Source organism: Bernardetia sp. (assembly GCF_020630935.1).
Lineage (GTDB): Bacteria > Bacteroidota > Bacteroidia > Cytophagales > Bernardetiaceae > Bernardetia.
The window spans coordinates 26,546-50,161 of the sequence record NZ_JAHDIG010000023.1; the positions used below are offsets into that span (position 1 = coordinate 26,546).

22 protein-coding genes are annotated in these 23,616 nt (G+C 33.9%); 8 read left to right on the forward strand and 14 right to left on the reverse strand.

What is annotated here, in order from left to right:
• From QZ659_RS08320 to QZ659_RS08330, 3 genes are all read left to right on the forward strand, one after another.
• On the forward strand, positions 1-327 hold a 327-nt coding region (locus tag QZ659_RS08320; RefSeq protein WP_291724786.1), incomplete at its 5' end, for a hypothetical protein.
• A gap of 10 nt (positions 328-337) precedes the next feature.
• Positions 338-1,567 (forward strand): DUF1501 domain-containing protein, encoded by a 1,230-nt coding sequence (locus QZ659_RS08325; protein WP_366935851.1) that lies wholly within the window; start codon positions 338-340, stop codon positions 1,565-1,567.
• A 186-nt stretch (positions 1,568-1,753) separates the two neighbouring features.
• A complete protein-coding gene (locus tag QZ659_RS08330) occupies positions 1,754-1,963 on the forward strand; it encodes a hypothetical protein (protein ID WP_291724788.1) in 210 nt (69 codons plus the stop codon).
• Positions 1,964-2,020: 57 nt separating this feature from the next.
• Here QZ659_RS08330 and ettA read toward each other — a convergent pair whose 3' ends face one another.
• The 4 genes from ettA to QZ659_RS08350 form a co-directional block, all read right to left on the reverse strand.
• A complete protein-coding gene (ettA, locus tag QZ659_RS08335; protein WP_291724791.1) occupies positions 2,021-3,706 on the reverse strand; it encodes an energy-dependent translational throttle protein EttA in 1,686 nt (561 codons plus the stop codon).
• Between the two features lie 246 nt (positions 3,707-3,952).
• Positions 3,953-4,384, reverse strand: a complete 432-nt coding sequence (locus QZ659_RS08340; RefSeq protein ID WP_291724794.1) for a hypothetical protein — start codon at positions 4,382-4,384, stop codon at positions 3,953-3,955.
• A gap of 59 nt (positions 4,385-4,443) precedes the next feature.
• Entirely contained in the window at positions 4,444-4,881 is a 438-nt protein-coding gene (locus tag QZ659_RS08345) for a hypothetical protein (protein ID WP_291724796.1), read from the reverse strand.
• A gap of 175 nt (positions 4,882-5,056) precedes the next feature.
• Positions 5,057-6,436, reverse strand: coding sequence for a dipeptidase (locus QZ659_RS08350; protein WP_291724799.1), 1,380 nt, complete (start codon positions 6,434-6,436; stop codon positions 5,057-5,059).
• Between the two features lie 256 nt (positions 6,437-6,692).
• On the opposite strand from QZ659_RS08350, the gene QZ659_RS08355 reads away from it, so the two are divergent.
• On the forward strand, positions 6,693-7,670 hold the full coding sequence (locus QZ659_RS08355) for a calcium/sodium antiporter (protein WP_291724802.1): 978 nt from the start codon (positions 6,693-6,695) through the stop codon (positions 7,668-7,670).
• Here the strand turns inward: QZ659_RS08355 and QZ659_RS08360 are convergent.
• The 7 genes from QZ659_RS08360 to QZ659_RS08390 all read right to left on the reverse strand — a co-directional run bounded on the left by QZ659_RS08360 (position 7,667) and on the right by QZ659_RS08390 (position 12,443).
• On the reverse strand, positions 7,667-8,413 hold the full coding sequence (locus QZ659_RS08360; protein ID WP_291724805.1) for a hypothetical protein: 747 nt from the start codon (positions 8,411-8,413) through the stop codon (positions 7,667-7,669). The genes QZ659_RS08355 and QZ659_RS08360 overlap by 4 nt on opposite strands.
• 125 nt (positions 8,414-8,538) lie before the next feature.
• On the reverse strand, positions 8,539-8,931 hold the full coding sequence (locus QZ659_RS08365; RefSeq protein ID WP_291724807.1) for a type II toxin-antitoxin system VapC family toxin: 393 nt from the start codon (positions 8,929-8,931) through the stop codon (positions 8,539-8,541).
• On the reverse strand, positions 8,921-9,133 hold the full coding sequence (locus QZ659_RS08370; protein WP_291724809.1) for a hypothetical protein: 213 nt from the start codon (positions 9,131-9,133) through the stop codon (positions 8,921-8,923). The genes QZ659_RS08365 and QZ659_RS08370 overlap by 11 nt, the downstream gene beginning before the upstream one ends.
• 80 nt (positions 9,134-9,213) lie before the next feature.
• Positions 9,214-9,603 (reverse strand): hypothetical protein, encoded by a 390-nt coding sequence (locus QZ659_RS08375; RefSeq protein ID WP_291724810.1) that lies wholly within the window; start codon positions 9,601-9,603, stop codon positions 9,214-9,216.
• 194 nt (positions 9,604-9,797) lie between these two features.
• A complete protein-coding gene (locus QZ659_RS08380; RefSeq protein WP_291724813.1) occupies positions 9,798-10,940 on the reverse strand; it encodes a DNA polymerase III subunit gamma/tau in 1,143 nt (380 codons plus the stop codon).
• A 132-nt stretch (positions 10,941-11,072) separates the two neighbouring features.
• The gene (locus tag QZ659_RS08385; protein ID WP_291724816.1) at positions 11,073-11,678 is read right to left on the reverse strand and encodes an NAD(P)H-dependent oxidoreductase; all 606 of its coding nucleotides are present in this window, start codon (positions 11,676-11,678) and stop codon (positions 11,073-11,075) included.
• Positions 11,679-11,792: 114 nt separating this feature from the next.
• Positions 11,793-12,443, reverse strand: coding sequence for a peroxiredoxin-like family protein (locus QZ659_RS08390; protein ID WP_291724819.1), 651 nt, complete (start codon positions 12,441-12,443; stop codon positions 11,793-11,795).
• A gap of 137 nt (positions 12,444-12,580) precedes the next feature.
• Here QZ659_RS08390 and QZ659_RS08395 point away from each other — a divergent pair, with 137 nt between their 5' ends.
• Positions 12,581-13,420: a LysR family transcriptional regulator gene (locus QZ659_RS08395; RefSeq protein WP_291724821.1), complete on the forward strand. Its 840-nt coding sequence runs from the start codon at positions 12,581-12,583 to the stop codon at positions 13,418-13,420.
• A 19-nt stretch (positions 13,421-13,439) separates the two neighbouring features.
• On the opposite strand, the gene QZ659_RS08400 is transcribed toward QZ659_RS08395, so the two are convergent.
• Together QZ659_RS08400 and QZ659_RS08405 are read right to left on the reverse strand one after the other, a co-directional pair.
• Entirely contained in the window at positions 13,440-14,222 is a 783-nt protein-coding gene (locus QZ659_RS08400; protein ID WP_291724824.1) for a Stp1/IreP family PP2C-type Ser/Thr phosphatase, read from the reverse strand.
• Positions 14,223-14,326: 104 nt separating this feature from the next.
• Positions 14,327-16,018 carry a hypothetical protein gene (locus QZ659_RS08405; RefSeq protein WP_291724827.1) on the reverse strand — a complete coding sequence of 564 codons (1,692 nt, stop codon included), beginning with the start codon at positions 16,016-16,018 and terminating at the stop codon, positions 14,327-14,329.
• A 307-nt stretch (positions 16,019-16,325) separates the two neighbouring features.
• Here QZ659_RS08405 and QZ659_RS08410 point away from each other — a divergent pair, with 307 nt between their 5' ends.
• Positions 16,326-18,275: an ATP-binding protein gene (locus tag QZ659_RS08410; RefSeq protein ID WP_291724830.1), complete on the forward strand. Its 1,950-nt coding sequence runs from the start codon at positions 16,326-16,328 to the stop codon at positions 18,273-18,275.
• A 3-nt stretch (positions 18,276-18,278) separates the two neighbouring features.
• Positions 18,279-19,037, forward strand: a complete 759-nt coding sequence (locus tag QZ659_RS08415) for an NADase-type glycan-binding domain-containing protein (RefSeq protein WP_291724833.1) — start codon at positions 18,279-18,281, stop codon at positions 19,035-19,037.
• Positions 19,038-19,058: 21 nt separating this feature from the next.
• On the opposite strand, the gene QZ659_RS08420 is transcribed toward QZ659_RS08415, so the two are convergent.
• Positions 19,059-20,591 (reverse strand): hypothetical protein, encoded by a 1,533-nt coding sequence (locus QZ659_RS08420; RefSeq protein ID WP_291724836.1) that lies wholly within the window; start codon positions 20,589-20,591, stop codon positions 19,059-19,061.
• A gap of 497 nt (positions 20,592-21,088) precedes the next feature.
• Here QZ659_RS08420 and QZ659_RS08425 point away from each other — a divergent pair, with 497 nt between their 5' ends.
• The gene (locus QZ659_RS08425) at positions 21,089-23,611 is read left to right on the forward strand and encodes a GEVED domain-containing protein (protein WP_291724839.1); all 2,523 of its coding nucleotides are present in this window, start codon (positions 21,089-21,091) and stop codon (positions 23,609-23,611) included.
• Positions 23,612-23,616: the final 5 nt, after the last annotated feature.

Genomic DNA, 23,616 nt, shown 5'->3' on the forward strand with positions numbered 1-23,616 from the left:
GCTGGTTATATTTTTAATCAAGCAGAAATAGAAATTGACGTAAAAGATGAACCTGAAACAAAAGCTATCAGAGTAGGAAGAAAAATTGATGTTTCAGCCAATCTAAATCCTCTGATAAAGTCTTTTCAAAAAACAGATATAAAAAATCTATCAGAAGAAATTTCTGACTTTTTGATACAAATTCCTACTTCTTCAAAAAAAGAATTAGATAAGACACTACAAAAAACGGCTTTCCAAAGATATGCCGATGCTGCTACCAACAAAAATGAAAAAATAAAAGCGTGGGTAGTTTCCATTCTTAGCTTGCCAGAATATCAACTTTGCTAAAAATACAATTATGAAAATCAATAGAAGGAAATTTCTTGGACAAATGGGACTTGCTACGGCAGGGACGCTTTTTGTGCCTATGTTTTTGAAAGGTTTTGATGCGATTGCTGCAAATTCTATCAAAAACTCTGACAGAAAACTTATCATCATTCAGTTTTCGGGTGGAAATGATGGTTTGAATACAGTTGTTCCATTCAGAAATGATATATATTACCAACAACGTCCACAGATTGCTATTCCAAAAAATGAAGTCATCAAGCTTTCCGATGAGCAAGGCTTTAATCCTGTTCTTTCACCACTAAGAAAACTCTATGATAAAGGAGAACTAGCTATTATCAATAATGTAGGCTATCCAAACCCAGACCGTTCACATTTTCGCTCAATGGATATTTGGCAAACAGGAAGTAGTGCAGACGAATATCTATCAACAGGTTGGCTAGGAAGATATTTAGATTCAATATATCAAAAAAACAAACAACAAACTGCCCATTTTGCCTTAGAAATGGATGATACATTGAGTCTGACTTTAAAGGGAAGTGTAAAAAGTGGCTTTGCAGCACAAGATTTGAACCGATTAAAAAGAACTGTCAATACGCCAGTAATTCAAGCCCTTAGTGAGCATCGCACTATAGTATCTCACCACGCACATGCACACGATGAACAAATAAGTTATCTCTATCAGACATTAGCCAATACAGCAGCAAGTTCAGAGTATTTGTTTGAGAAAAATAAGCTCGGCAAAACAGTTGCAGATTATCCTTCTAATCGTTTTGGAAAGGATTTGAAACAAGTAGCACAGCTTATAGAAGCAGGTTCAGATTCACAAATTTATTATGTTACACTAGGAGGTTTTGATACGCACGCCAACCAAAAAAATCAACAAGAACGTTTACTAGAAAATTATGCAGAAGGAATGAATGCTTTAACCGAAGACTTAAAGAAAAACAATCAGTGGGAAAATACACTTATCATGACCTTTTCAGAATTTGGTAGAAGAGTAGGAGAAAATGCTAGTCGTGGTACAGACCACGGAACGGCTAATGTAGTTTTTTTGGCTGGTGGCAGCCTCAAAAAAGCTGGTTTTGTTGGAAGTGAACCTAATCTTACTGACTTAGATAATGGAGACTTGAAGTTCAAGATAGATTTTCGACAAATTTATAGTGATATTCTCAATAGATGGCTCAAAGTTGATAGTAAAGATATTTTGAAGAGTGGTTTTGATAGTTTGAATATATTTTAATAGACTTCAAAATTACCTAACGAAAAATAATAGGAGGGAGTACTTGATTTCTTCATTTTAAATTGACTTAAAAATAACACCTGTTTTTCTCTTATCAGAATACAAATGTGCATCTTGCTACTAGATAGTGATAAGCAAAAGGCTTTCATTCATTTTTTAATTTCAACTTTAAAAGAGAATTTGATTATGAACAGAGAAAATTTTGAAGAACTTTTGGAGCAAGCCTCTTATTTTTTTCAATCGTCGAAACACGATGTGGTATATTCTGCCCCAGATGGAAAATTTTATAGAGAAAAAGATTTATACAGAATAGAAACAAAATTTGGAGCAGAAAGCCTTATCAAAATTCATAGGCACGAAACGCTCCCATACATAGAAGAAACGCTTTATTTTTAAACATAAAACAACAAATAGGGACAATGCATGTGCATTGTCCCTATTATTTTATTAATACTACACCAATTTTTTATATTTCAAACGCTTTGGAATTTCTTCTCCTAGTCGTTTTTTACGGTCTTCCATATATTCGCTAAAGTTTCCTTCATAAAAACGAACTTGAGAGTTGCCTTCAAAAGCTAAAATATGTGTTGCAATTCTGTCTAAGAACCATCTATCGTGAGAAATAACCACAGCACAGCCAGCAAAATTTTCCAAACCTTCCTCCAAAGCTCTAAGAGTCTTGACATCCAAATCGTTGGTAGGCTCATCTAGTAGGAGTAGATTTGCACCTTCTTTGAGGGTTAGAGCTAAATGCACACGATTGCGCTCGCCTCCAGAGAGTTGTTTTAGTTTTTTCTGTTGGTCTGAACCTCCAAAATTGAAGCGACTTACATACGCACGAGAGTTTACTTCTCTTTTGCCAAGCATCATCAGTTCGCTTCCTCCAGAAATAGTTTCGAAAATCGTTTTTTCATTATCTATATTAACGTGTTCTTGGTCGGCATAACCTACTTCTACTGTCTCACCAACTTTAAATGTTCCATTATCGGGCGTTTCTTTTCCCATAATCATTTTGAAAAGGGTGGTTTTTCCAGCTCCATTAGGTCCTATAACTCCCACAATTCCACCTTTAGGCAACGAAAAACTTAGGTTTTCAAATAAAAGTTTATCTCCAAAGGCTTTCGAAACTTCATTTGCTTCAATAACAACATCTCCCAAACGTTCACTAGCAGGAATAAAAATTTCTAGTTTTTCATCTTTTTGAGATGGGTCTTCACTTGCTAATTTATCGTAAGAAGCCAAACGTGCTTTAGATTTTGTTTGTCTTCCTTTTGCATTCATTCTTGACCATTCCAATTCTTTTTGAAGAGCTTTCTGATAACGAGAAGCTGTTTTTTCACTTTCAGATAATTTTTGTTGCTTTTGGTCTAACCAATCAGAATAGTTTGCTTTCCAAGGAATACCTCTGCCATTGTCTAATTCTAAAATCCAACTGGTTACATTGTCTAAGAAATAACGGTCGTGCGTAACAATAATAACTGTTCCTTTGTATTCTCTCAAATGATGCTCTAACCAATGTACAGATTCTGCATCTAAGTGGTTGGTAGGCTCATCTAAAAGCAAAACATCTGGTTCTTTCAAAAGCAAACGACAAAGTGCCACACGTCTTTTTTCTCCTCCTGAAAGATTACCAATAATGGCATCTTCTGGTGGTGTTCGGAGTGCATCCATCGCTTTTTCTAGCTTTGTATCTAAATTCCAAGCATCCAAAGCATCTAGTTTTTCCTGCACTTTTCCTTGCTGTTCGATGAGTTTTTCCATTTTGTCTGGGTCGTCCAAAACTTCTGGGTCGCCAAACTTTAAGTTTATCTCTTCAAACTCTTTGAGTAAATCAACAGTTTCTTGTGCGCCTTCCTGTACAATTTCTTTTACTGTTTTGGTAGGGTCTAGCTGTGGTTCTTGTTCTAAATATCCCACTGAATAGCCAGGCGAAAAAACTACTTCACCTTGATATTCTGTTTCTATTCCTGCAATAATTTTCAGAATAGTAGATTTTCCTGCTCCATTCAGACCAATAACACCAATTTTAGCACCATAGAAAAAAGAAAGATAAATATCTTTCAAAACCTGTTTTTGAGGAGGATAGGTTTTACTAACTCCTGCCATTGAAAAAATGACTTTATTGTCGACTGTACTCATAAAATGATGTATCTATTTTTATAAAAATGTGATTTCGTAATTATATCACTAATTTAGTCAAAAAAGGATAATTTGAAACATTGAATTTGATTTTTCTCCCATTCTCACTAAATGTTATCACAGTCGTTGATGTATGTCAGACCTTCTAACCTAATGGCAAAGATTAAAAAAGACTTTATTTGAGCTAAAAACTAAGTGTTTGGCTCAAATAAAGTCTAGGAGGACTATACAAAATTAACTAAAGCATTATTTTTCTAAAAAACCAAGAGATTCGTGTCCATCATCATACTGATAAAGAACAATAACGAAATTATGTTTTCCAGATTTTTTAACTGGATAATCTTCTAATCCTGTTCCACACCAAAGCCCAGAATCTGTGCCGAAGCTATGTAGTTCTCTTTCAAATTTTCCTTTTAGAGTAGCATATACAGATTTCATAGGTTCAAAATCTTTTGTTTGGATATAGCCAGAGGTTTCATTTTTTGCAAGGGATGTGATTTGAATATCATCAATTTTTATATTTGTCAAATCATAGCCTGTTTTGTTCTCAATTTGAATTTCTAAAGGAGCATAATCCTCATCGCAACCTTCACACGAGAAAGCCGAAAAAGACAAAACAACAGCAGAAAGAAAAAGATAAACCAATGGTTTAAAACGAAGTGTTTTTACATTTTTCATTAAGTAAGAGAAATTTAGAGTGAAATAAATATTAAGGCAAAGAGTTTTAATATTCTAGTTTATTTTTTTGAAAAATGAAGATATTCTACACCATCCTCTTCATAAATAGAAATAGAAAAATCATATTTTCCTGACTGTAGAGCATTTTTATGATGTTTGGTGTCATAATATGAGTCATTTCCACACCACGGAATTGTAGAGATGCTACGCAATTCTCTCTCAAATTTTCCTTTCACAGTCGCAAAGATAGATTGCAGATATTCAAAATCTTCTGTTTGTATATACCCAGAGGTTTCATCTTTTTTGAGAGACTCAATATGAATATCGTCAATATTAATGTTTGTCAAATCGTAGCCTGTTTTGTTCTCAATTTGAATTTCTAAAGGAGCATAATCCTCATCGCAACCTTCACACGAGAAAGCCGAAAAAGACAAAACAACAGCAGAAAGAAAAAGATAAACCAATGGTTTAAAACGAAGTGTTTTTACATTTTTCATAATCAGAGTAAATTTTAGAGTTAATAAATATTTACTCTCATTACTCTAAAAGTTTTCATTTTGCTGCAAAGACCATTTAAAAAATAGAAATTTAACATTTAGGCATAAAAAAACGAACTACAAATTAGATTGCAGTTCGTTTTTTTTAATAGATAATTATTAATTCTTCATTACCTTAAACCAATTCTGGCTTATAAATCTCAGCATAACGGAAAAAGAAATGAGGAATAGTATTGATTCCTTTATAATAATTGAAAAGTCCGTAGTGTTCGTTAGGCGAGTGAATGGCATCTGAATCTAAGCCAAAGCCCATCAGAATACTGTCAATGCCAAGTTCAGATTTGAACATCGCAACAATTGGAATACTTCCACCTCCACGCATCGGAATAGGCTCTTTGTCAAACGTTTGTTTGTAGGCAAAACTTGCTGCTTGGTAGGCTTGTGAATCTATTGGCGTAACTACTGGCTCGCCTCCATGATGAGGTTTTACTAAAACACTTACCGAAGGAGGAGCAATTTTTTCAAAATGCTTTTTAAATAATTTCGTAATCGTTTCAGAATCTTGATTTGGCACTAAACGCATAGAAATTTTGGCATAAGCCTTAGAGGCAATTACTGTTTTTGCGCCTTCACCTGTGTAGCCACCCCAAATTCCATTTACATCCAATGTTGGACGGATAGAAGCACGCTCTAGGGTAGAATATCCTTTTTCGCCTTCTACGTCTTTCAAACCAATAGAATTTTTATATTCTTCTAAAGAAAAAGGAGCTTGTGCCATTTTCTCACGCTCTTCTGCTGAAAGCTCTACCACATCGTCATAGAAATTTTCTACTGTGATTCTGCCCTCTTCATCTTTCAATGAAGAAATCATATCACACAAAACATTGATAGGATTTGGAACAGCACCACCATACAAACCAGAGTGTAAATCACGGTTTGGTCCTGTTACTTCTACTTCTACATACGAAAGTCCACGAAGTCCAGTAGTGATAGATGGAATATCGTTGGCAATCATTCCTGTATCTGAAATCAAAATAACATCGGCAGATAGCTTTTCTCTATTATTTTTTACAAAAATTCCTAAGTTATCAGAACCCACTTCTTCTTCGCCTTCTATCATAAACTTTACATTACAAGGTAAAGCATCCGTTTTCATCATGGCTTCAAATGCCTTTACGTGCATATACATTTGTCCTTTGTCATCACATGCTCCACGAGCATAGATTTTTTCATCTCTAACCGTTGGCTCAAAAGGAGGCGTTTCCCAAAGGTCTAATGGGTCTGGTGGCTGAACATCGTAGTGTCCATAAACTAAAACTGTTGGAAGAGAACTATCTATAATCTTTTCTCCATACACAATAGGATAACCTGCTGTCTGACAAAGTTCTACATTATCTGCTCCAGCTTCTTCTAGTTTTTCTTTTAGAAATTCTCCTGCTCTAAAAACGTCTTCTTTGTATTTGCTATCTGCACTTACAGAGGGAATACGAAGTAAATCTTTGAGTTCTTCTAAGAAGCGTTCTTTATTTTTTTCTATATAATCGTGTGTATTCATTAAGGGTATTTTGTATAAGTTTATTGAATAACAATCTGCTACTTTCAGATAAAAAAGTAACACGTAAAATGAATGATTTAGGCTTGAATATACGGCTTTTTCTTCAAAAAAAGAACCTTCATCTATCTAAAAGATATGATGGTCTAAAAACAGGGTATCTACTACTTCTTTGGTTCGTGGTTTGTTCTTTACACAAAAAAATAAAAACCTAGAAGGAAAACAATTTCAATCATTCCACTCCAATACGTATTAGATAATGAATTATCTCATTTTTATAGTTAGTGTTATCGTGCTTGTCAAAGGAGCTGACTGGGTAACAGACGGAGCTTCCTCCATCGCCAAACGCTTTAATATTTCAGACCTTATTATTGGTCTTACAGTTGTTTCTATCGGAACATCTGCTCCAGAGCTTGTCGTGAATTTGTTTGCTTCGGGTAGTGGTAGTTCGGATTTGGCAATCGGCAATGTTTTGGGAAGTAATATTTTTAATACGCTTGCTATCTTAGGAATTTGTGCAATGATTTCACCTGTATTTGTCAAGCGAATAACGGTTCAAGTAGAAATCCCATTAGGACTTTTGGCTGCTTTAGCATTAGGAGTGTTGGCAAACGATGCTTTAATAGATAATTATAGTAGTTCTGTTTTGTCAAGGGGAGATGGTATTATCTTGCTCTTTTTCTTTATAGTTTTTATGTATTATACGTTTTTCTCTGCTATGAGAGACAAAAAACTATCTATAGAAGAGGCTGAAGAAATACAAAAATTACCTTTAGGACTTTCTATTTTGATGCTTTTGGGTGGTTTTGCAGGACTTATCGGAGGAGGGAAATTTATGGTGGATTCTGCTGTTGAAATTGCCCAGTCTTGGGGAGTAAGTGAAGGAATTATTGGACTTACCGTAGTGGCAGCAGGAACATCTTTTCCAGAACTTGTAGTTTCTGTAATGGCAGCAAGAAAAGGAAGCACAGACATGGCAATCGGAAATGTAGTAGGTTCAAATGTTTTTAATGTCTTTTTTGTCTTGGGAATTAGTGCCACCATACGTCCTATTCCATTTAGTCCAAATGCTAATAATTTAGATGTTGTCGTTACAGCATTAGGCTGTTTGATGGTAGTAGCATTTGTTTTTATGGGAGAAGGTAGAAAAATAAGCCGAGGAGAAGGAACAGTTTTGACATTGGGTTATATTACTTACATAGGTTACTTGGTGTATCAACAAATCATTTTGGTCTAATCACTTACTACAATATCTAAATTTTTCTCTATTACTTTTTGCTTATCATGATAGTTATTAATTTTTATTTTTATTCGTGTGTATCTTGATAAAACGGTTACAAAGCCAAGCAGTTTATCATCGTGAAAGTTAGTTAGTGATTCATTTAATAAAATATCATACGTTCCTCTGTGTTTGTATTTGATATGTATTCTTCTTGCCACATTGTCAGTTTCGTAGCACTGTATAATTATGTATTGTATATCAGCATAATTGATTTTGGTTTTACCTACTGCTTTCTTTATGAGTAAATAGGAGCTATGCAACTCTACTTGTGTTGTAGGAGTAATCAAAATGCCAATAGCAACAGGAAGAAGTACTATAATAGCTCCTAAAACCAACAATAACATCAAGGAGTCCTGTAGAAGCGAATAGAAAAGAGAAATTAATATGATTTCTATGATTGCAACTAAAGAAAATTTAGATAAAATATTTTCAATAGGTGTAAGTGGTAGAAAGTTTACTAAACCAGCTTTTTTCAAGCTAAGTTTGCTTTGCTTTGGAATAACGACAAGTGTTTCATTTTGATTACAATGTTCTTTTCCTAAATACTCCCAGCTCTCTTTCAAAAATACAGACTTACACGAACTACAAATTACTACTTCATCGTTTTCTTTTATCAAATCGCCAGTAATAGGGTCTTTACGATGTTCGTTGAGAAACTCAAAATGCGTTTCAGTAGATAGTTTGTGAATGTGTGTCATCTTCTTATTTTAAAAACTTATTTTAAATTCAAAGTGAATTTTTTGCGTATTTATCTAACAAAGATATTATATAGGTAGGATGTACGAAAAACTATTCTAAGTCTTTGAATTGATATTTGAACTACTTACCATCTCTCAATTTTAAGATTGCTTATTTCAGAAAAGTGTTTGTCTCTAGTTACTAAAATTAAATCGTGTTCCTTTGCTAAAGCAGCTATCCAAATATCGTTTTCTGGAATAGGTCTTCCTTTCTTTTTTAATTCAGTTTTGATTTCTCCGTATATCATACTCGTTGTATCAGAAGCTCTTAAAATAGGAATGACTTGGCGAAATTTTTCTAACTGTATGAGATTTTCTTCTATTTTAAAAGAATTAAAAGCACCATAATACAACTCCCCAATGGTTATAAAAGATGTAGAACAGATATTATCTTCAACGCTTAATTTTTCAATAATCGCCTTTTCGTATTTGAAAAGAGCTATCAGAATATTGGTATCTAACAAAAATTTACCACTCATCTTCATCTATTTTATTACCTTCTTCAATAACTTTTTCCATTTGTTCTACATCTTCCAAGTTTATTGCCCCTGCAAATTGTAACAGACTATTTGACTTGGTTGGTGGATGAAGAATACTCTCTAAAAAATGAAACAACTCTTTCTTTTGATAATAAGAAAGTTCAAGAATTAGATTCCGAATTTTATTTTCTATTGCAATCATAATTTTTACTTTAATTTTATTTTATCAGTTCATTATAAAACGAAAAGCTAACTTATTTGGTTTGTTTACTTCTAAAAATTCTAGCTCTCCAACTTCAAACCAAATCTTCGCATGGCTTCATTGATAAGAGGAAATTCTTTTACCAATATATCTAGTTTTTCTTGTTCGGATAATGATTTTGCTACTACTTGTTTTTTTATCTTTTGGTCTATAATCTCAAGTTTGATAAAATCATTGTCCAAATGTTTGGCTAAATAAGGATTTAAAGCTATTCGTATAGTTGAAAACTCTGAACGCAAAGCAATATTGTTGAGTAATTCTACTTTTATGATAGGCGATTTTTCTACTACGATTTTTGCATTTATCAGACTTCCTGCAAAGCCAGAAGGACTTGTTTTGAAAAACTCCTTCCATACTCTTTGTACTTTTATTGTATCAAAACTAGAATTACGGTCAGCTTGTGAAGCCATTGGTTGCTGAACTTCTTTTTCCTCTGTTTCTACTTTTGAGTTTGCTATCTCCTTCTTTTTTATTCTTACATTTGTCGTAACTTTTGGTGTTTTGCGCCAAGGAGTTTCTTCTGCATTTTTTTGTAATGCAGGATTAGAAATATTTTTCTTTGAAGTGTCCGAACTTTGTTCTTGCGAAGGGTTTTGAGATTTAGCTAGTCTTTTTTTTTTAAATCTTCTACCAGTTGAGGAATAGAAATGGCAGCCATAACATGAGAGAGCTTTAGCAAAGTCATTTCTACGTGCAAACGTTGGTTTTTACTATTTTTATAACCCAATTCACAAGCAGACGCTAGATTTAGAGCCGACATCAAAAATGAGAAGGACGAACTGGCAGCCTGTGATTTATATTTTTCCTTCACAGCATCTGAAAGCTCCAACAAAGAAATAGTAGCAGCATCTTTAGCTACTAACAAATCACGTAAATGCTCACACAAGCCCACTATAAAATTATGTCCATCAAAACCTTTTTTCAATATTTCATCAAAAATGAGTAAGGCTTCTGTGTGATTTCTACTCAAGAAAGCATCAGTCAGTTTGAAATAATAATCATAATCCAAAACGTGCAAGTTCTCAATAGCACGAGCGTAGGTCAGCTTTCTGTCTGGCGAAAAAGTAACGAGCATATCAAAAATAGAAAGTGCATCACGCAATGCTCCATCTGCTTTTCTTCCAACAAGTTGAAGGGCTTCTTCTTCTGCTTCTACATTCTCGTTTTTTGCAATTTTTTCCAAATGACGAGCTACATCATTGGGTTGGATTCTATTAAAATCAAAAATTTGACAACGAGACAAAATAGTAGGAATAATTTTATGCTTTTCCGTTGTTGCCAAAATAAAAATAGCATACGAAGGGGGTTCTTCCAATGTTTTGAGAAAAGCATTAAAGGCTTGATTGGAAAGCATGTGAACCTCATCAATAATGTAAACCTTCTTCTTTCCAGCTTGAGGGGGGTAACGAACCTGTTCTATAAGATTGCGAATATCTTCAACAGAGTTGTTAGAGGCAGCATCTAACTCACTAATATTCAGTGAACTACCACTGTTAAAAGACTTACAAGAACTACATTCATCACAAGGTTCGGTTTCTGCTGTAATATTCAGACAGTTGATGGTTTTTGCCAAAATACGAGAGCAAGTCGTCTTACCCACACCACGAGGACCACAGAATAAAAAAGCCTGTGCCAGTTGGTTAGAACGAATAGCATTTTTGAGTGTGTCAGTAATATGAGACTGTCCCACAACTGCATCAAAGGTATCTGGGCGATATTTACGTGCCGAAACTACATAATTTTCCATTCGACGAAGTTACGAAGAAATATGAGTTTTTGGTAGTTATTTTTTGCTAATTATACTGGAAAAATAAAATAACCTTAGCTAAAAAAATCATAACTAAGGTTATCCATATAGATAAAACTATGAAATAGAGGCTTATACTTTCTCTACTAAAGCAGGAAAGTGTTGTTTTAGATGATTTTCAAAACGAATAAAATCGTTCTCTATATTAGGGTTTTTCATCACATCATAACAAGCAAAAGTTTCTAACGGCTTCATTCCAAAGAATTTAAAATTCATGTGTGTTGGGAAAAATAAATCATCTACGCTCTTACCACCAAAAAGGTATTCATTTTTATCGTCGAAGGCTTCTTTTGGTGCATTGAAAGTAAGGGAAAGCATATATTTTGTGTTTTCTAAATTTCCACCTGTGCCATAATTTTTCTTAGGTTCTTCAGCATTTCTCCCATCGTTATTACAAAGCTTTCCCATCATTCCAGTTGTATAGACCACATCAGCGTATTTTTTAAAACTCCAAGGGTGTCCCATCCAATTTACAGGGCTTTGCAGAAATACAACATCTGCCCAAAGATGATTTTCAATTTCCTCTTCTACGTTGTACTCGTCTTGCATTGTTCTGACTCTGACATTATAACCACTTTCTTCAAAATATTTTTTTGCTTTCTCTGTGAGTGTATTATTTAGTTTTCCCTCTGCAAAAGGATAGTATTCGTGTGCATTAATGATGAATATATTTTTCATTTTTTCGAATGGATTTTAAATTTGTTGTACTGGTAAAATAAGGTTTTTACATAAGATGTATTTGCTATTCTGTGAGCCACAGAACAGGGAAAAGGAGCAATGTCTTATAATTCTTTAAAGCGTTTTCAAGACTTCAATCAACTCTTCTGGATTAGGTCGTTGTGTATAATCTGCATTACTTTCTGCATAGCGAGTGATTCCATTTTTATCTACCAAAAAACGAGCTGGCATTGGGAGGGTCCAATCTTTGTCGCCGTGATGTTCTTCCAAGTCAATTTTGAATTTATCTCTGTAAAGCTCAATAAGCGAATCAGGCATTTTGAATTTTAAACCTAATTTTTGTGCAAACTGGTTGCTTTGGTCATGCAGAATATCAAAATTGAGGTTTTGCGTTTTGATGATTTTTTGTAGATAACTTGTTTTTTCTGGAGAAATAGCTACCATCGTTCCCCCTAATTCCTCAATTTGAGGCAAATATTTATTAAGGTTTGCCAAATCTGCATTGCAGTACGGACACCAAACACCACGATAAAACGTAATCACTAAAAATTTATCTTGATACAACTCTTGAGCAGAAACAATTTTTTCATCTTGATTAGGTAGTTCAAAATTTGGAAGTGAGTTGCCTACTTTGATTACTTTCTCTTCAATATTGGACGCTTTTAAGTCTGCTGTTGCTTTGTGCATTGTCTGAACGTACTCTGAAGGCATTTTTCCTTCTATATTTTTTTTGAGTTGAATGAGTTTCTCTTGGAATGTTGTCATATAGTCTTGAAAAGTCATCTTTAAAAAAGTATCTGGTTGAATAAATTATTTTGTTTTTGACAATGCAAAGTAAGGTAAAATTAATATATTTGTAAAACAGATTTTTTAGATTACACTTAGCTAAATTTTAGATTAATATGAATATTCAATTCTTAAAATACTTCATAACACTCGCTGAAACTCAAAACTTTACACAGGCAGCCGAAAAAAATAATGTAGTGCAGTCAGCTTTTTCGTCTGGGATTAAAAAATTGGAAGAAACGCTAAATTGTAAGCTCTTTTTTAGAGATAAAAGAAACGTAAGGCTTACCAAAGAAGGCGAAATACTTTTGCCACAAGCTAAATCTATACTTAGTATTTGGTACGACATGGAAACAAAATTTGTAGCCGAACAAGCAAAGGTTTTGAATTTGGGTGTACTTGATGTGTTAGATTTTGATGAGATTGTACCGATGATGAAGAGTTTTAATGAACTGTATGGCTCATACAAAATTAATTTGATAGAAGGAGATACAGAAGTTTTATGTGAAAAGTTATTAAAGGAGAAACTAGACGCTGTTTTTATAAAATCTATTCCTACAGAAAAGAAACTAGCTTACAAAATCATCACAGAAGATAAAATGGTAATTGGAGTTCCTCAAACTCACTCGCTGGCTCAAAAAAAAGAAATCGATTTATCAGCAATTCATCAGCTACCTTTCATTCAGCGCAATAACTGTAATCTATATGATGAAATTCAAGAAGTTTTTTCTCAAAAAAATATTGCGCCAAATATCATTTTTAGTGCTAATGGAGACGAGGTAGCAAAATCGTTGGTAGCTTCTGGTTTAGGAATTACGATGCTTCCTAAGCCTAAGAAAGAGCTTGAAGGTATTTGTTGCGTTTCTATAAAAGATGTGGATTTCAAGCGAAAAATAGTTCTTGCTTGGAAAAAAGAAAATGTACAAAATGCGCTAAAGAACCTTCTAAGTGTTTAAGATTAGGAAGTTTATTTTTTTATTTCACTTTCTCAATAATTTGAATGGTAATATTATCTTTCCCTCCTGCTTCTAGTGCATATTCCATCATTCGCTCTACTTTTTCTTCTAGGTCTAGCGTTTCATTTTCAAGAAAGTTTTTAATTTCAACGTCTCCAAGTTCGTTAGAAAGTCCGTCAGAGCAAAGTAAAAATAAGTCGCCTACTCTAAGGTCTTGCAATACTCGTCCTAAATTAGAAATATCGGGTTGTGCTTCGTCAGAACCTAAAGCTCGGTCTATAAGATTTCTTTTCGGATGATAGAGAGCTTCAGCTTCTGTAATTACACCATCACTTATCAAACGCTGTACGAAAGAGTGGTCTTCTGTTAGGCGTATAAGTTCGTTATTTCTATAAATATATAAACGGCTATCTCCTACATGAGCGCAAAAAGTAGCATCTGGGTGAAATAAAACAGCTACACATGTTGTTCCCATTCCTTTTAAAAGCGGATTGCTTTCTGCTTCATAAGCAATGGCAGCGTGTGCAGAGGTAAAAGATTGGTCTAGGGCATCTATGAGTTTTCCTAAGGGAAATTTTTCTGCGCTCATATAATTTCCTATCTTTTCTAAGGCAAGTTTGGATGCTCTTTCTCCTCCCAAATGTCCACCCATTCCATCACAAACAACACATAATAATCCGTTAGGCGTTTCAAAAACAGCACAAGCATCTTCATTGTGTTTGCGAATTTTTCCAGTATGTGTTTGCTCATAATAGACAAAGTCAGCAAACTGAGAAGCAGATTTTGAAGTAGAAAGTGGCATAAACCTAAAAGGAAAAATTATTTGTGTGTTTTTATTGATTCTAACAAATATAGTTTGTTTTGTATAGAGAATACTGTAAAAAAGCTAAAAATGTTAGGTTTATATCACTTTTTCTTATTCCTTCTTTCAAAAATAGGGGTGATTTTATATATTCTATAATCATTTTTTGAATAGTACAAAACGTACAAATTCCCTACTATTAGCGGATTTACAATTATATCTATGAAAGTATATTTTCCTATTTTCTTAGGGAGGTCATATTTAAAGGTTTCTATTCCTGCACAGCCGATCTTATTATAAGTTAGTTTATGTTTATCGTCAATAAATTTAGAAGAAGACAAAATGTTTGTAGTGGTTTTATTATCATTTTTATAGCTTTCATAGTCTTTGTAGTAGAACCACCTTATGGGGTATTTCAATTGTAATAGATTACTTTCAATTATATTTTCATCTTTGTCTATACATAAGTATAGTGTTTCTTCAGTAAGACCTCTCTTAGGAGAAAAGTCGTGAATAAGCATTTCTATCATAGAGTTCTGCTTTCCCACAGGATTTGACATATAGTTAATTTCTGCCAGTTCTAAGCTGTTATCACGCTGTCTCGATTTTATTTTCTTCAAACTCTCTGGGGCGAACTCTAGTACTTTATCTCTAATTTTCTTTCCATCTTGAAATTCTTGAATATATATACCTTTTGCATCATTGACTACATTTATTCCCCCTTGAGTATTAGAAACTTGAAGACCTCCGTGTGGTGAAACATATCCAGGCTGAATGTAAATCAAGTTATACGTTTCTTGTTGTGCTTTATTTGAAAATAAGCCAACACATTGAATTTTCCCCTTCTCTAACAGAAAACACTGTGACTTATCTGTATAATAATTAGATTGGTCTAGAACATATTTTTGAAGGTTTTTGCTTTTAGTATTATAAGTATAAATCAAATGAATAGTTTTTCCATAACCTTTCTTTTTGCTGAGTCCCATTTGAGCTGCTTTATTTTCTGAGAATCTCTCGTGGGTAACTAATTCGTACTTTATAAAACTATTTTTTACTTCTATAGACATGAGGAGTGAAAGCACATTCCAAAAGCTGAATCGCTTGATAATCGTAGATTCATCTGCCACGTACGAAGCGAACATACTTTCATAATTATCATTCTCAATAACAAAAGAATGTATCAGCTTTTTTGCTGATATATCTATAATGAAAATCCCATATAATGGGTCTTGTAAAGTTTCAGTTACAAGCCAATTCTTTGTTTTTGTATGTAATTTTCCTGTAGCTTGTACACCAATAGCAAGTAGGTTACTTGTTATCTTGTGTATCGTGAAATCATCTTTAGTAGAAAAGCTATTCTTACCTATTGTCAAGTCCAAACCCCAACAGCTAGTATGTTTTCTATCATCTTCCTGTGATAAATAAATTTTACTTCTGTCTTTTTTATTATCCAAAATATAATACGTACTATCATCTTTGCCATATTGAATAGATTTTATTACGCCATCTGGTCGTTTTGGTAAAAAGCTATATGGTTTTAGTTCGCTATAATCATCTGTATTTTCTGAGATGTCTAATTTAAAAAGTCTTTTATCCACTTCTAAAATAAAGGAGCTATCATCATCCAAAAAAAACTGGGATACAAATTTTTTTTCTTTCTTATATGTTTTGAAAGATGCTACTTTTTCTATTTGCGCTTGTACTGCTTTTGTAGAAAGAAATGATAAAGCTAAGGCAAGAAATGTGATATTGTAGAGCAATGTTTTTTTATTTCTAAAGTTGATGTCTTGAGTCATAAAATATGTTCTTTGTTGTTAAACGTTACTTAAATTCTTGTATTATTATTCTATACTTGACTTTAATATACAAGTTTAGTTTGATAAACTTTGTATGAATTGGTACTATTATACAAAAAAAATTGATTGAGTTTGGCACTTGTAGAATATTTTTCTATATCAAAAAACCAAAAATACTTTTGTTTCGTTTCTATAAAAAGATGCAAACAATACAATCAAAATAGGGAAGTTTCTCAAAAAAAATTGTATTTTTATAGTTCCTGTAAATCAATTATCCTAAAAAAACTAATAGCTGCTCACTAAAACTATGACAAGTAGTCCATTTAAAGTACTGGAAGCGTATGGACGCAAAGACAAAGAGATTTTCTTCGGTAGAGATGCCGAAATACAATTACTTTTTAAAAAAACTACTGAAAGTAATTTGGTCTTGGTCTATGGCGCATCTGGAACAGGAAAAACAAGTCTTGTACATTGTGGACTGCCTATTTGTTTTTCTTCAGACGACTGGTTACCTCTTCACGTCCGTAGGAAAGACCACATCGGAACTGCCATTTTAGAAGAGACCAACAAATATTTACAGCGAAAACTTAAAGCCCATACACCTCTTCATCTTGCTATCAAGGCACTTCACATGACGTTTTTTCGTCCGATTTATGTTATCATAGACCAATTTGAGGAGCTTTATATTTCTGGCAGTAGAGAAGAGCAAAACCAGTTTTATGACTTTGTACAGACTGTGTTGTCTAGTGAATATAATTGTAAAGTCATCTTGGTAATGCGTGAGGAATATTTAGCTGACCTTTCAGTTTTTGAGGAGCGTGTGCCACAGCTTTTCGATTATAGAGTGCGAGTGGAGAAAATGCGTAGAACCAATGCAAAGGAAGTAATTCTCAAATCAGCAGAGGCATTTAATATCAAAGTAGAATATCCAGACGAAACGGCTGATTTAATCGTTTCACAAGTGGCAGAAGAGCGCAGTCTTATAGAACTTACCTATCTCCAAATTTATTTAGACCGTCTTTTTGAACTTGCCAAAAGCAAACAAGGCGTATTGGCTGGCTATACAGGCAGTATGAATAATGGTTGGGCAGACCCAGTAGTTTTTAATCCCGAATTGGTAAAAGAACTCAGTACGATAGGTGATGTTTTGGGAGAATATTTGGAAGAGCAAGTAAAAAAAGTTCAGAACCGTTTACCCAAAGCAGAAGAACGTCAAGTTTGGACAATCTTGAACCTTTTGGTTACAGAAGATGGAACTCGTGTGTCTATGGACTTGCACGAGGCTACTAATCTTATGTATTCGCACGGAGCAAGCAAGGAAAATATTACATTTTGTTTAGAAGAGCTTAGTAAAGTCAGAATTATTCATCTTTCAGAGCAGCGTGTAGAACTAGCTCACGATAGTTTGGCTCTAAAAATCGTGGAAAGACTGACAACAGAAGAGAAAAATGTAGCCAAAGCTAAAGAAATACTACAAGTCGGACTGAAAAATTATAAAAATACAGGAGAGGTACTTTCAAAAAATAGCTTAACACTCATTGAGCCACATTTAGAAACACTCCAACTAACTGTTGAGGAAGAGGAATTAATAAAAAAGAGTAAAAATAGAGCAAAGGCAAATCGAATTATCAAAACAGTTTCTATTGCTTTAGTGATGTTTATGCTTGGCATTTCGGCTGCATGGGCATTGCGTGAAAGAGGCATTGCTATTGAGAGAAAAAATGAGATTGAGAGACAGAACGAGCAAATAAAGTTGCAGCTTGAAAATACAATGAAGGTTAGTAAGAAACTAGATGACCAGTTAGACAAACTCATAGAAAAAGAAAAAGTCTTGGAAGAAGTTCTAAAGCTAGACAAAAGCACCTACCGAGTGATTGAAAATAAAAATAAAGAAATCAATCAGTTGGGTGTTACAGTAGATGCTTTGAAAGAGCGCATTGATAAAAAGGACAAAACACAGGAGCAGATAGAACGCAAAGCAAAAGCCAATGAGCTTTTGACAGAAGCTCTATTACAAGCTGAATACAATCCAAATTATGCTTTTCGCTTGGCAGAGATTGCTCATAAAATATATCCAACCAAGAATGCCAAAACAGCAATTGAGAATATTTATAGAGAGTATTTTATGAGGAATTATCCTACCAACAGGAATATTTCTATCTATGAAAATGCCAAAAACTTACTAAATACTAATAAAATTCCTAAGCTATCAGAAACTAAAAAAGAAGATTTGGGAATTACACCATTTGAGAAATAAATTATGAAATCTCTTATCATATTACTACTCACATTATTTTTATTTCCTCAAAATTCTGTAAAAGATTTACCTATTTGGAATCCAAAGCAAGGTGTTTTGATAGATAAAAGTAAAGAGGGAGAGGCGCAGTTTATAGTCGAGCAGCAAAAATATTATGCTATGGTAGAAAAAGGCTATGAGAACCTTTCTACATCAGAAAAAAAGTTTTATGATAATTTTGATGAAACCTATGAAACATATTGGGATGTGATTGGAATGGGAGATAGTTGGTATGATGGGATGGAAATAGAATCTGTTTGGGCTTCTTCCCATTTAAAAAGTAATTACAAAACTATCAATTATATTCCACATAATATACATGATTTGGATTATCAGACAGCTTGGGTAGAAGGAGTAGAAGGCTATGGAATAGGCGAAAAAATAAAATACAGCTTTTCATCACAACAGCCTAGAATTACGTCAATAATTGTTGTGAATGGATATGTGAAGTCTGAAAAAGCGTGGAGAGAAAATTCAAGAGTAAAACAACTCAAACTCTATATTAATGGCGTTCCGACAGCCTTACTAAATTTGGAAGACACAAGAAATGAGCAAATTTTTGAAGTAGAGCCTATCGGAAATGCTGATAGGGAAAATTTAGAAGAGTTAAGAACAAAACCTAATTGGACGCTCACTTTTGAAATTACGGAAGTTTATAAAGGTGAGAAATACGCAGATACTGCCATCACAGAAATTTATTTTGATGGCATTGATATGTATTGATAAGAGTAGAAATATTTTTCTTCAAACAGTTTTTTTACAAAAGCCCAAAATCAGTTCTTCTACGGTTTCATAACATCCAAATTCTGTAAAATTATAATTTTCTTGTGGTAACTCTAGTTTATTTTCTTCTAAGAAAGTTGGGTTAAAATCGTTTTGAGCAAGTTTTATCAAATGCAATACAAACTGACACAGTCTTTCATCTTTCGAATCTTTCAAATGACGTTGGTAATAGTTTCTGAAGTTATTGGCTTCCGAATTAAAATCTTGCATTCCTGTATAGAATAGAAAAATAACCTTTATCCAAATTCTGATGGTATTATAGCCAGTTTTGTCTTTGTTTATAGGTTCGTGGGGCAGCTCTAAAAGGACATTTTTTTTGTAAAAATTAGGCGTATATTTTTTAGTAAGTTTGGGGTCTTTATTTTGTAAAATTAGAAATAAATAGGCTTCACGCAGTCGCCAAGAGGCTTTATCCCATTTATCTAATCTGTCGAATTGAGAAGTTTGCAATACCTCCAAAAGTAGTAAGGCTGCCTGTTTGTAGCCGTGTTTGGGTTCATTTATCTTTAAAAGCGTATCAAAGTAAAGTTCTTGAATTTTGAATTTGTTGAAGGCTTGATAAGTTGTGAGTTTTGTGGCTTTTTTGATAAGTTGTAGAGCCTGCATAAATTCCCCAGCATAACGAAGCGTATAAATTTGTGCTATCAAAAGTTCTAAATTGCGTGTAGGTGTGTTTAGGTGAGGATAACTTTTAAAATGTTCTTCCCAGCTATTTGTATTTTTTTTAAGTTCTTCTAATTGAGGTTGGCTTTGCAACAAACGAATATTTCTAAAGCGAAAACCATAAAGTTTGGCAAGTGGATGTGTTTGTTTTTGCTTTTCTTCGTACTTTTTATAGAATTTTTCAGTCAGTTTTTCGGCTGCAAAGGCTTCTGCTTCCCATTCTGGATATTGCCCTATAAAAAATTTGGTTTTGGCTTGCATTACCTCCCAATAACTTTTCAAATTGTCTAAGAAAATCATTTCTTCCCTTAGTTCTTGCGCCTCTAGTGTGTATTTTTCAGTTTCATTTGCAAATCCTTTAAGAGCATAAATAGTTCGGAGTTTTCGCACACATTCCCATTCTGTTTCTATCAAATGATATTCTTTTGCTTTTTGCCTTACTCTTTCAATAATTTTCTCTGCATTGTGATACACATTCTGAATAAGCAGTTTGTCTGCAATGATAAGATATTGATGTGCTAAAAACTTAGTTTCTTCTTGATTGAAAACCTCTTTGCGTTTACTCTTTCGGATTTTTTTCTCTACTTCTGAATCGTTGGAAAGCAAGAGTTCGAAAAGTTTATTTATCAAGTTTCTTTTGAGCATCAAGTAACGCTTATCAGAAGGCGAAGTTTCATATAAAAAATGAGATGCTTCTTCATCAGTTTGAATAATTCCCTTCGAAACGGCATCAAATAATCTTCTCATTTTAGAATCTTTGGGCAAGATTTGGTCTAATGATTTGAGGGAGTATTTGGATAAAATAAAAGCTAGTTCTAAGAGTAAATCCATTTTTTATAGAGTTTTTGCTCAAATAGAAATTCTGAATTAAGCAAAAAACGTAAAATTAAAATAGTGTTAATGTTAAAATCACTTTACTATTCTGTGGTTTTTTATCAAAATAAAAAAATAATTCTGAAAAAATTAATTAACATTTTGTTCACACAAAATTAGCATTGTATAAGTGTAGTTATTGTATCTAAAAACTATATATAGCGTTTGTAGGCAGTGTTTTTGATTTGTTTTTGTACTACAAAGTTCGTATTAACTTCTTAGTAATCAAGGGTTTTTATATGAACAAATCGATAACAAAAGTTTACGTGTTGGTGTCTAATTCTGAATAATTTCTTAAAATTCTTACACAAAAATCAGTTTACTATCCTAACCAATTTTTGATTGTGATGCTAATTTAAAGAAGGTAGCTTTGAACGTATTTAAAATATAAAGGTTTTGAATATCCCCTTTTTTATTAAAATTTATTTCACAAAGTTCCCTTTCCCTTTTCAAAAATGGCAACAAATACTCTTTTCCGTTTTTATTCAGTTTTACTCATTTTTCTTTGTTTTACTTTTTCAGTAGAAGCTCAAACTCCTCCTTCTACTCTTTCTGGCTCTTCTTTGAGAACTTGGTTGAAGCAAAACTATCACGATGGAAAGCACAATACGCTTGGCTACTCAACAGCAAGAATGTATATGTACAACTACATCGACAACAAAAATAACTCTATTAGAGGTGTTTATTCAGGTTTTGTACAGCCGTGGACGTATGGAGGTTCAGGAACAAATCCAATGCCTATCAACTGTGAGCATACTGTGCCACAAAGCTTCTTTGGCAAGGCTGACCCAATGGTTTCAGACATTCATCATCTTTTTCCTACATATTCTAACTGGAACAGCACTCGCTCAAATTATCCTTTTGCAGAAATCAATGATTCTCAGACAGAAAAATGGATGGTAAACTCATCTCAACAAACTTCTGTTCCAAGTTCAAATATTGATGCGTATAGCGAATATGCAGCACAAAAATTTGAACCTCGTGAAGACCAAAAAGGAAATACAGCTCGTGCAATTTTTTACTTTTATACAATGTATCCGACACAAGCTGGTAATATGAGCCAAGTTGGAGACATCGATGTTTTGTATCAATGGCACTTACAAGACCCTGTGGATGCAGATGAAATAGACAGAAATAATAAAATTGAGCAATATCAAGGCGACCGTAATCCATATATTGACTATCCAGAACTTGTTGCTAGAGCGTGGAATCTTTCTGGTGGCTCTACTGGTGGAGGTGGAGGAACTACCACTCCTTCTTATTGTGCATCAAAAGGAAATTCAGTTTCTGACGAATGGATAAACCGAGTAGTTTTTGGTTCTATTGATAATACATCTGGTGCAAATGGTGGGTACAAAGATTACACAAATCTTTCTACAAGTGTTACACAGGGAGCAAACCAAACAATTACTATTTACCCTGCTTGGGGAGGTTCGCAATATGCAGAAGGGTATGCTGTTTGGATAGATTTTAATAAAGATGGCGATTTTACTGATAGTGGAGAGTTAGTGTTCTCAAAAGCAGCTTCTACTGCCACAGCTACTGGCTCAATTACAATTCCTTCATCAGCATCAACAGGCGCAACTCGTATGCGTGTTTCGATGAAATACAATGGAATCCCTACTTCTTGTGAAACATTTTCTTATGGAGAAGTAGAAGATTATACTATAAACATCCAAGCTGGTTCTACTGGTGGAGGTGGCAGCACAGGTGGAGGAACAACTCCAACAGGAGCAGAGCTTTTCATTTCTGAATACGTTGAGGGTTCTTCAAACAACAAAGCTATCGAAATTTATAATCCAACTTCTTCATCAGTAAGTTTATCTGCTTATTCTCTTCAAAAACAAGCTAATGGAGCAGGCAGTTGGTCATCTACGCTTTCTTTGAGTGGAAGCTTGGCTGCAGGACAAACGTATGTAATCGTTTATTCTTCAGCTTCTACTACTTTACAAAACAAGGCTGATTTGGTAAGCTCTTCGGGTGCGCTTACTTTCAATGGAAACGATGCTGTTGGACTTTTCAAAAATAACTCTTTAATTGATGTTGTAGGAGTGTTCAATAGTTCAGCTACTTTTGGACAGGACATAACCTTAGTTAGAAAATCTACTGTTACACAAGGAAATACAACTTACACAGCTTCTGAATGGACATCCTACCCACAAGATACATTCTCTTACTTGGGAAACCATAGTGCCAGTGGAGGAAGCACTGGCGATACAGGAGGAGGAAGTACGGCAGCTCCAACAGGATATTGTGCATCAAAAGGAAATTCAGTTTCTGATGAGTGGCTAAACCGAGTAGTTTTTGGTTCTATTGATAATACATCTGGTGCAAATGGTGGATATAAAGATTATACTAACCTTAGCACAACAGTAAGCAAAGGCAGCAGTCAGAACATTACTATCTATCCATCTTGGGCTGGTAGTACGTATAGCGAAGCCTACACTGTTTTTATTGACTGGAACAGAGACGGAGATTTCGACGATGCTGGAGAAACAGCTTTTTCTCGCTCAGCAACTACATCAAGTTCTGTAAGTGGAACAATCAGTGTACCTGCTACGGCTTCTACTGGAACAACTCGTATGCGTGTGGCAATGAAATACAATGCTAATTCTTCACCTTGTGAAACATTTTCTTACGGAGAAGTAGAAGATTATCATATCAATGTTACTGGAACAGCTAAAATTTCTACTAGAAATACTAAGGAAGAAACAACTATTCAAAGTAGAGTAAATGAGTTTACTATCTTCCCAAATCCAACTTTCCAAAATGCAACACTTCAATTATCAGTAGTTGAGGCGCAAAACGTAACAGTTCGTATGTTTGATGCACAAGGGAAAGAAGTTTCTCGTCAAAATGTTTTTGTAAATGGAAATGAGGAAATTACACTTCCTACACAAAAATTAAAGACTGGTCTTTATATTGTAAAAATCATTGGAGAAGATTTTAACTTTACACACAGAGTAGTAAAGAAATAGATAAA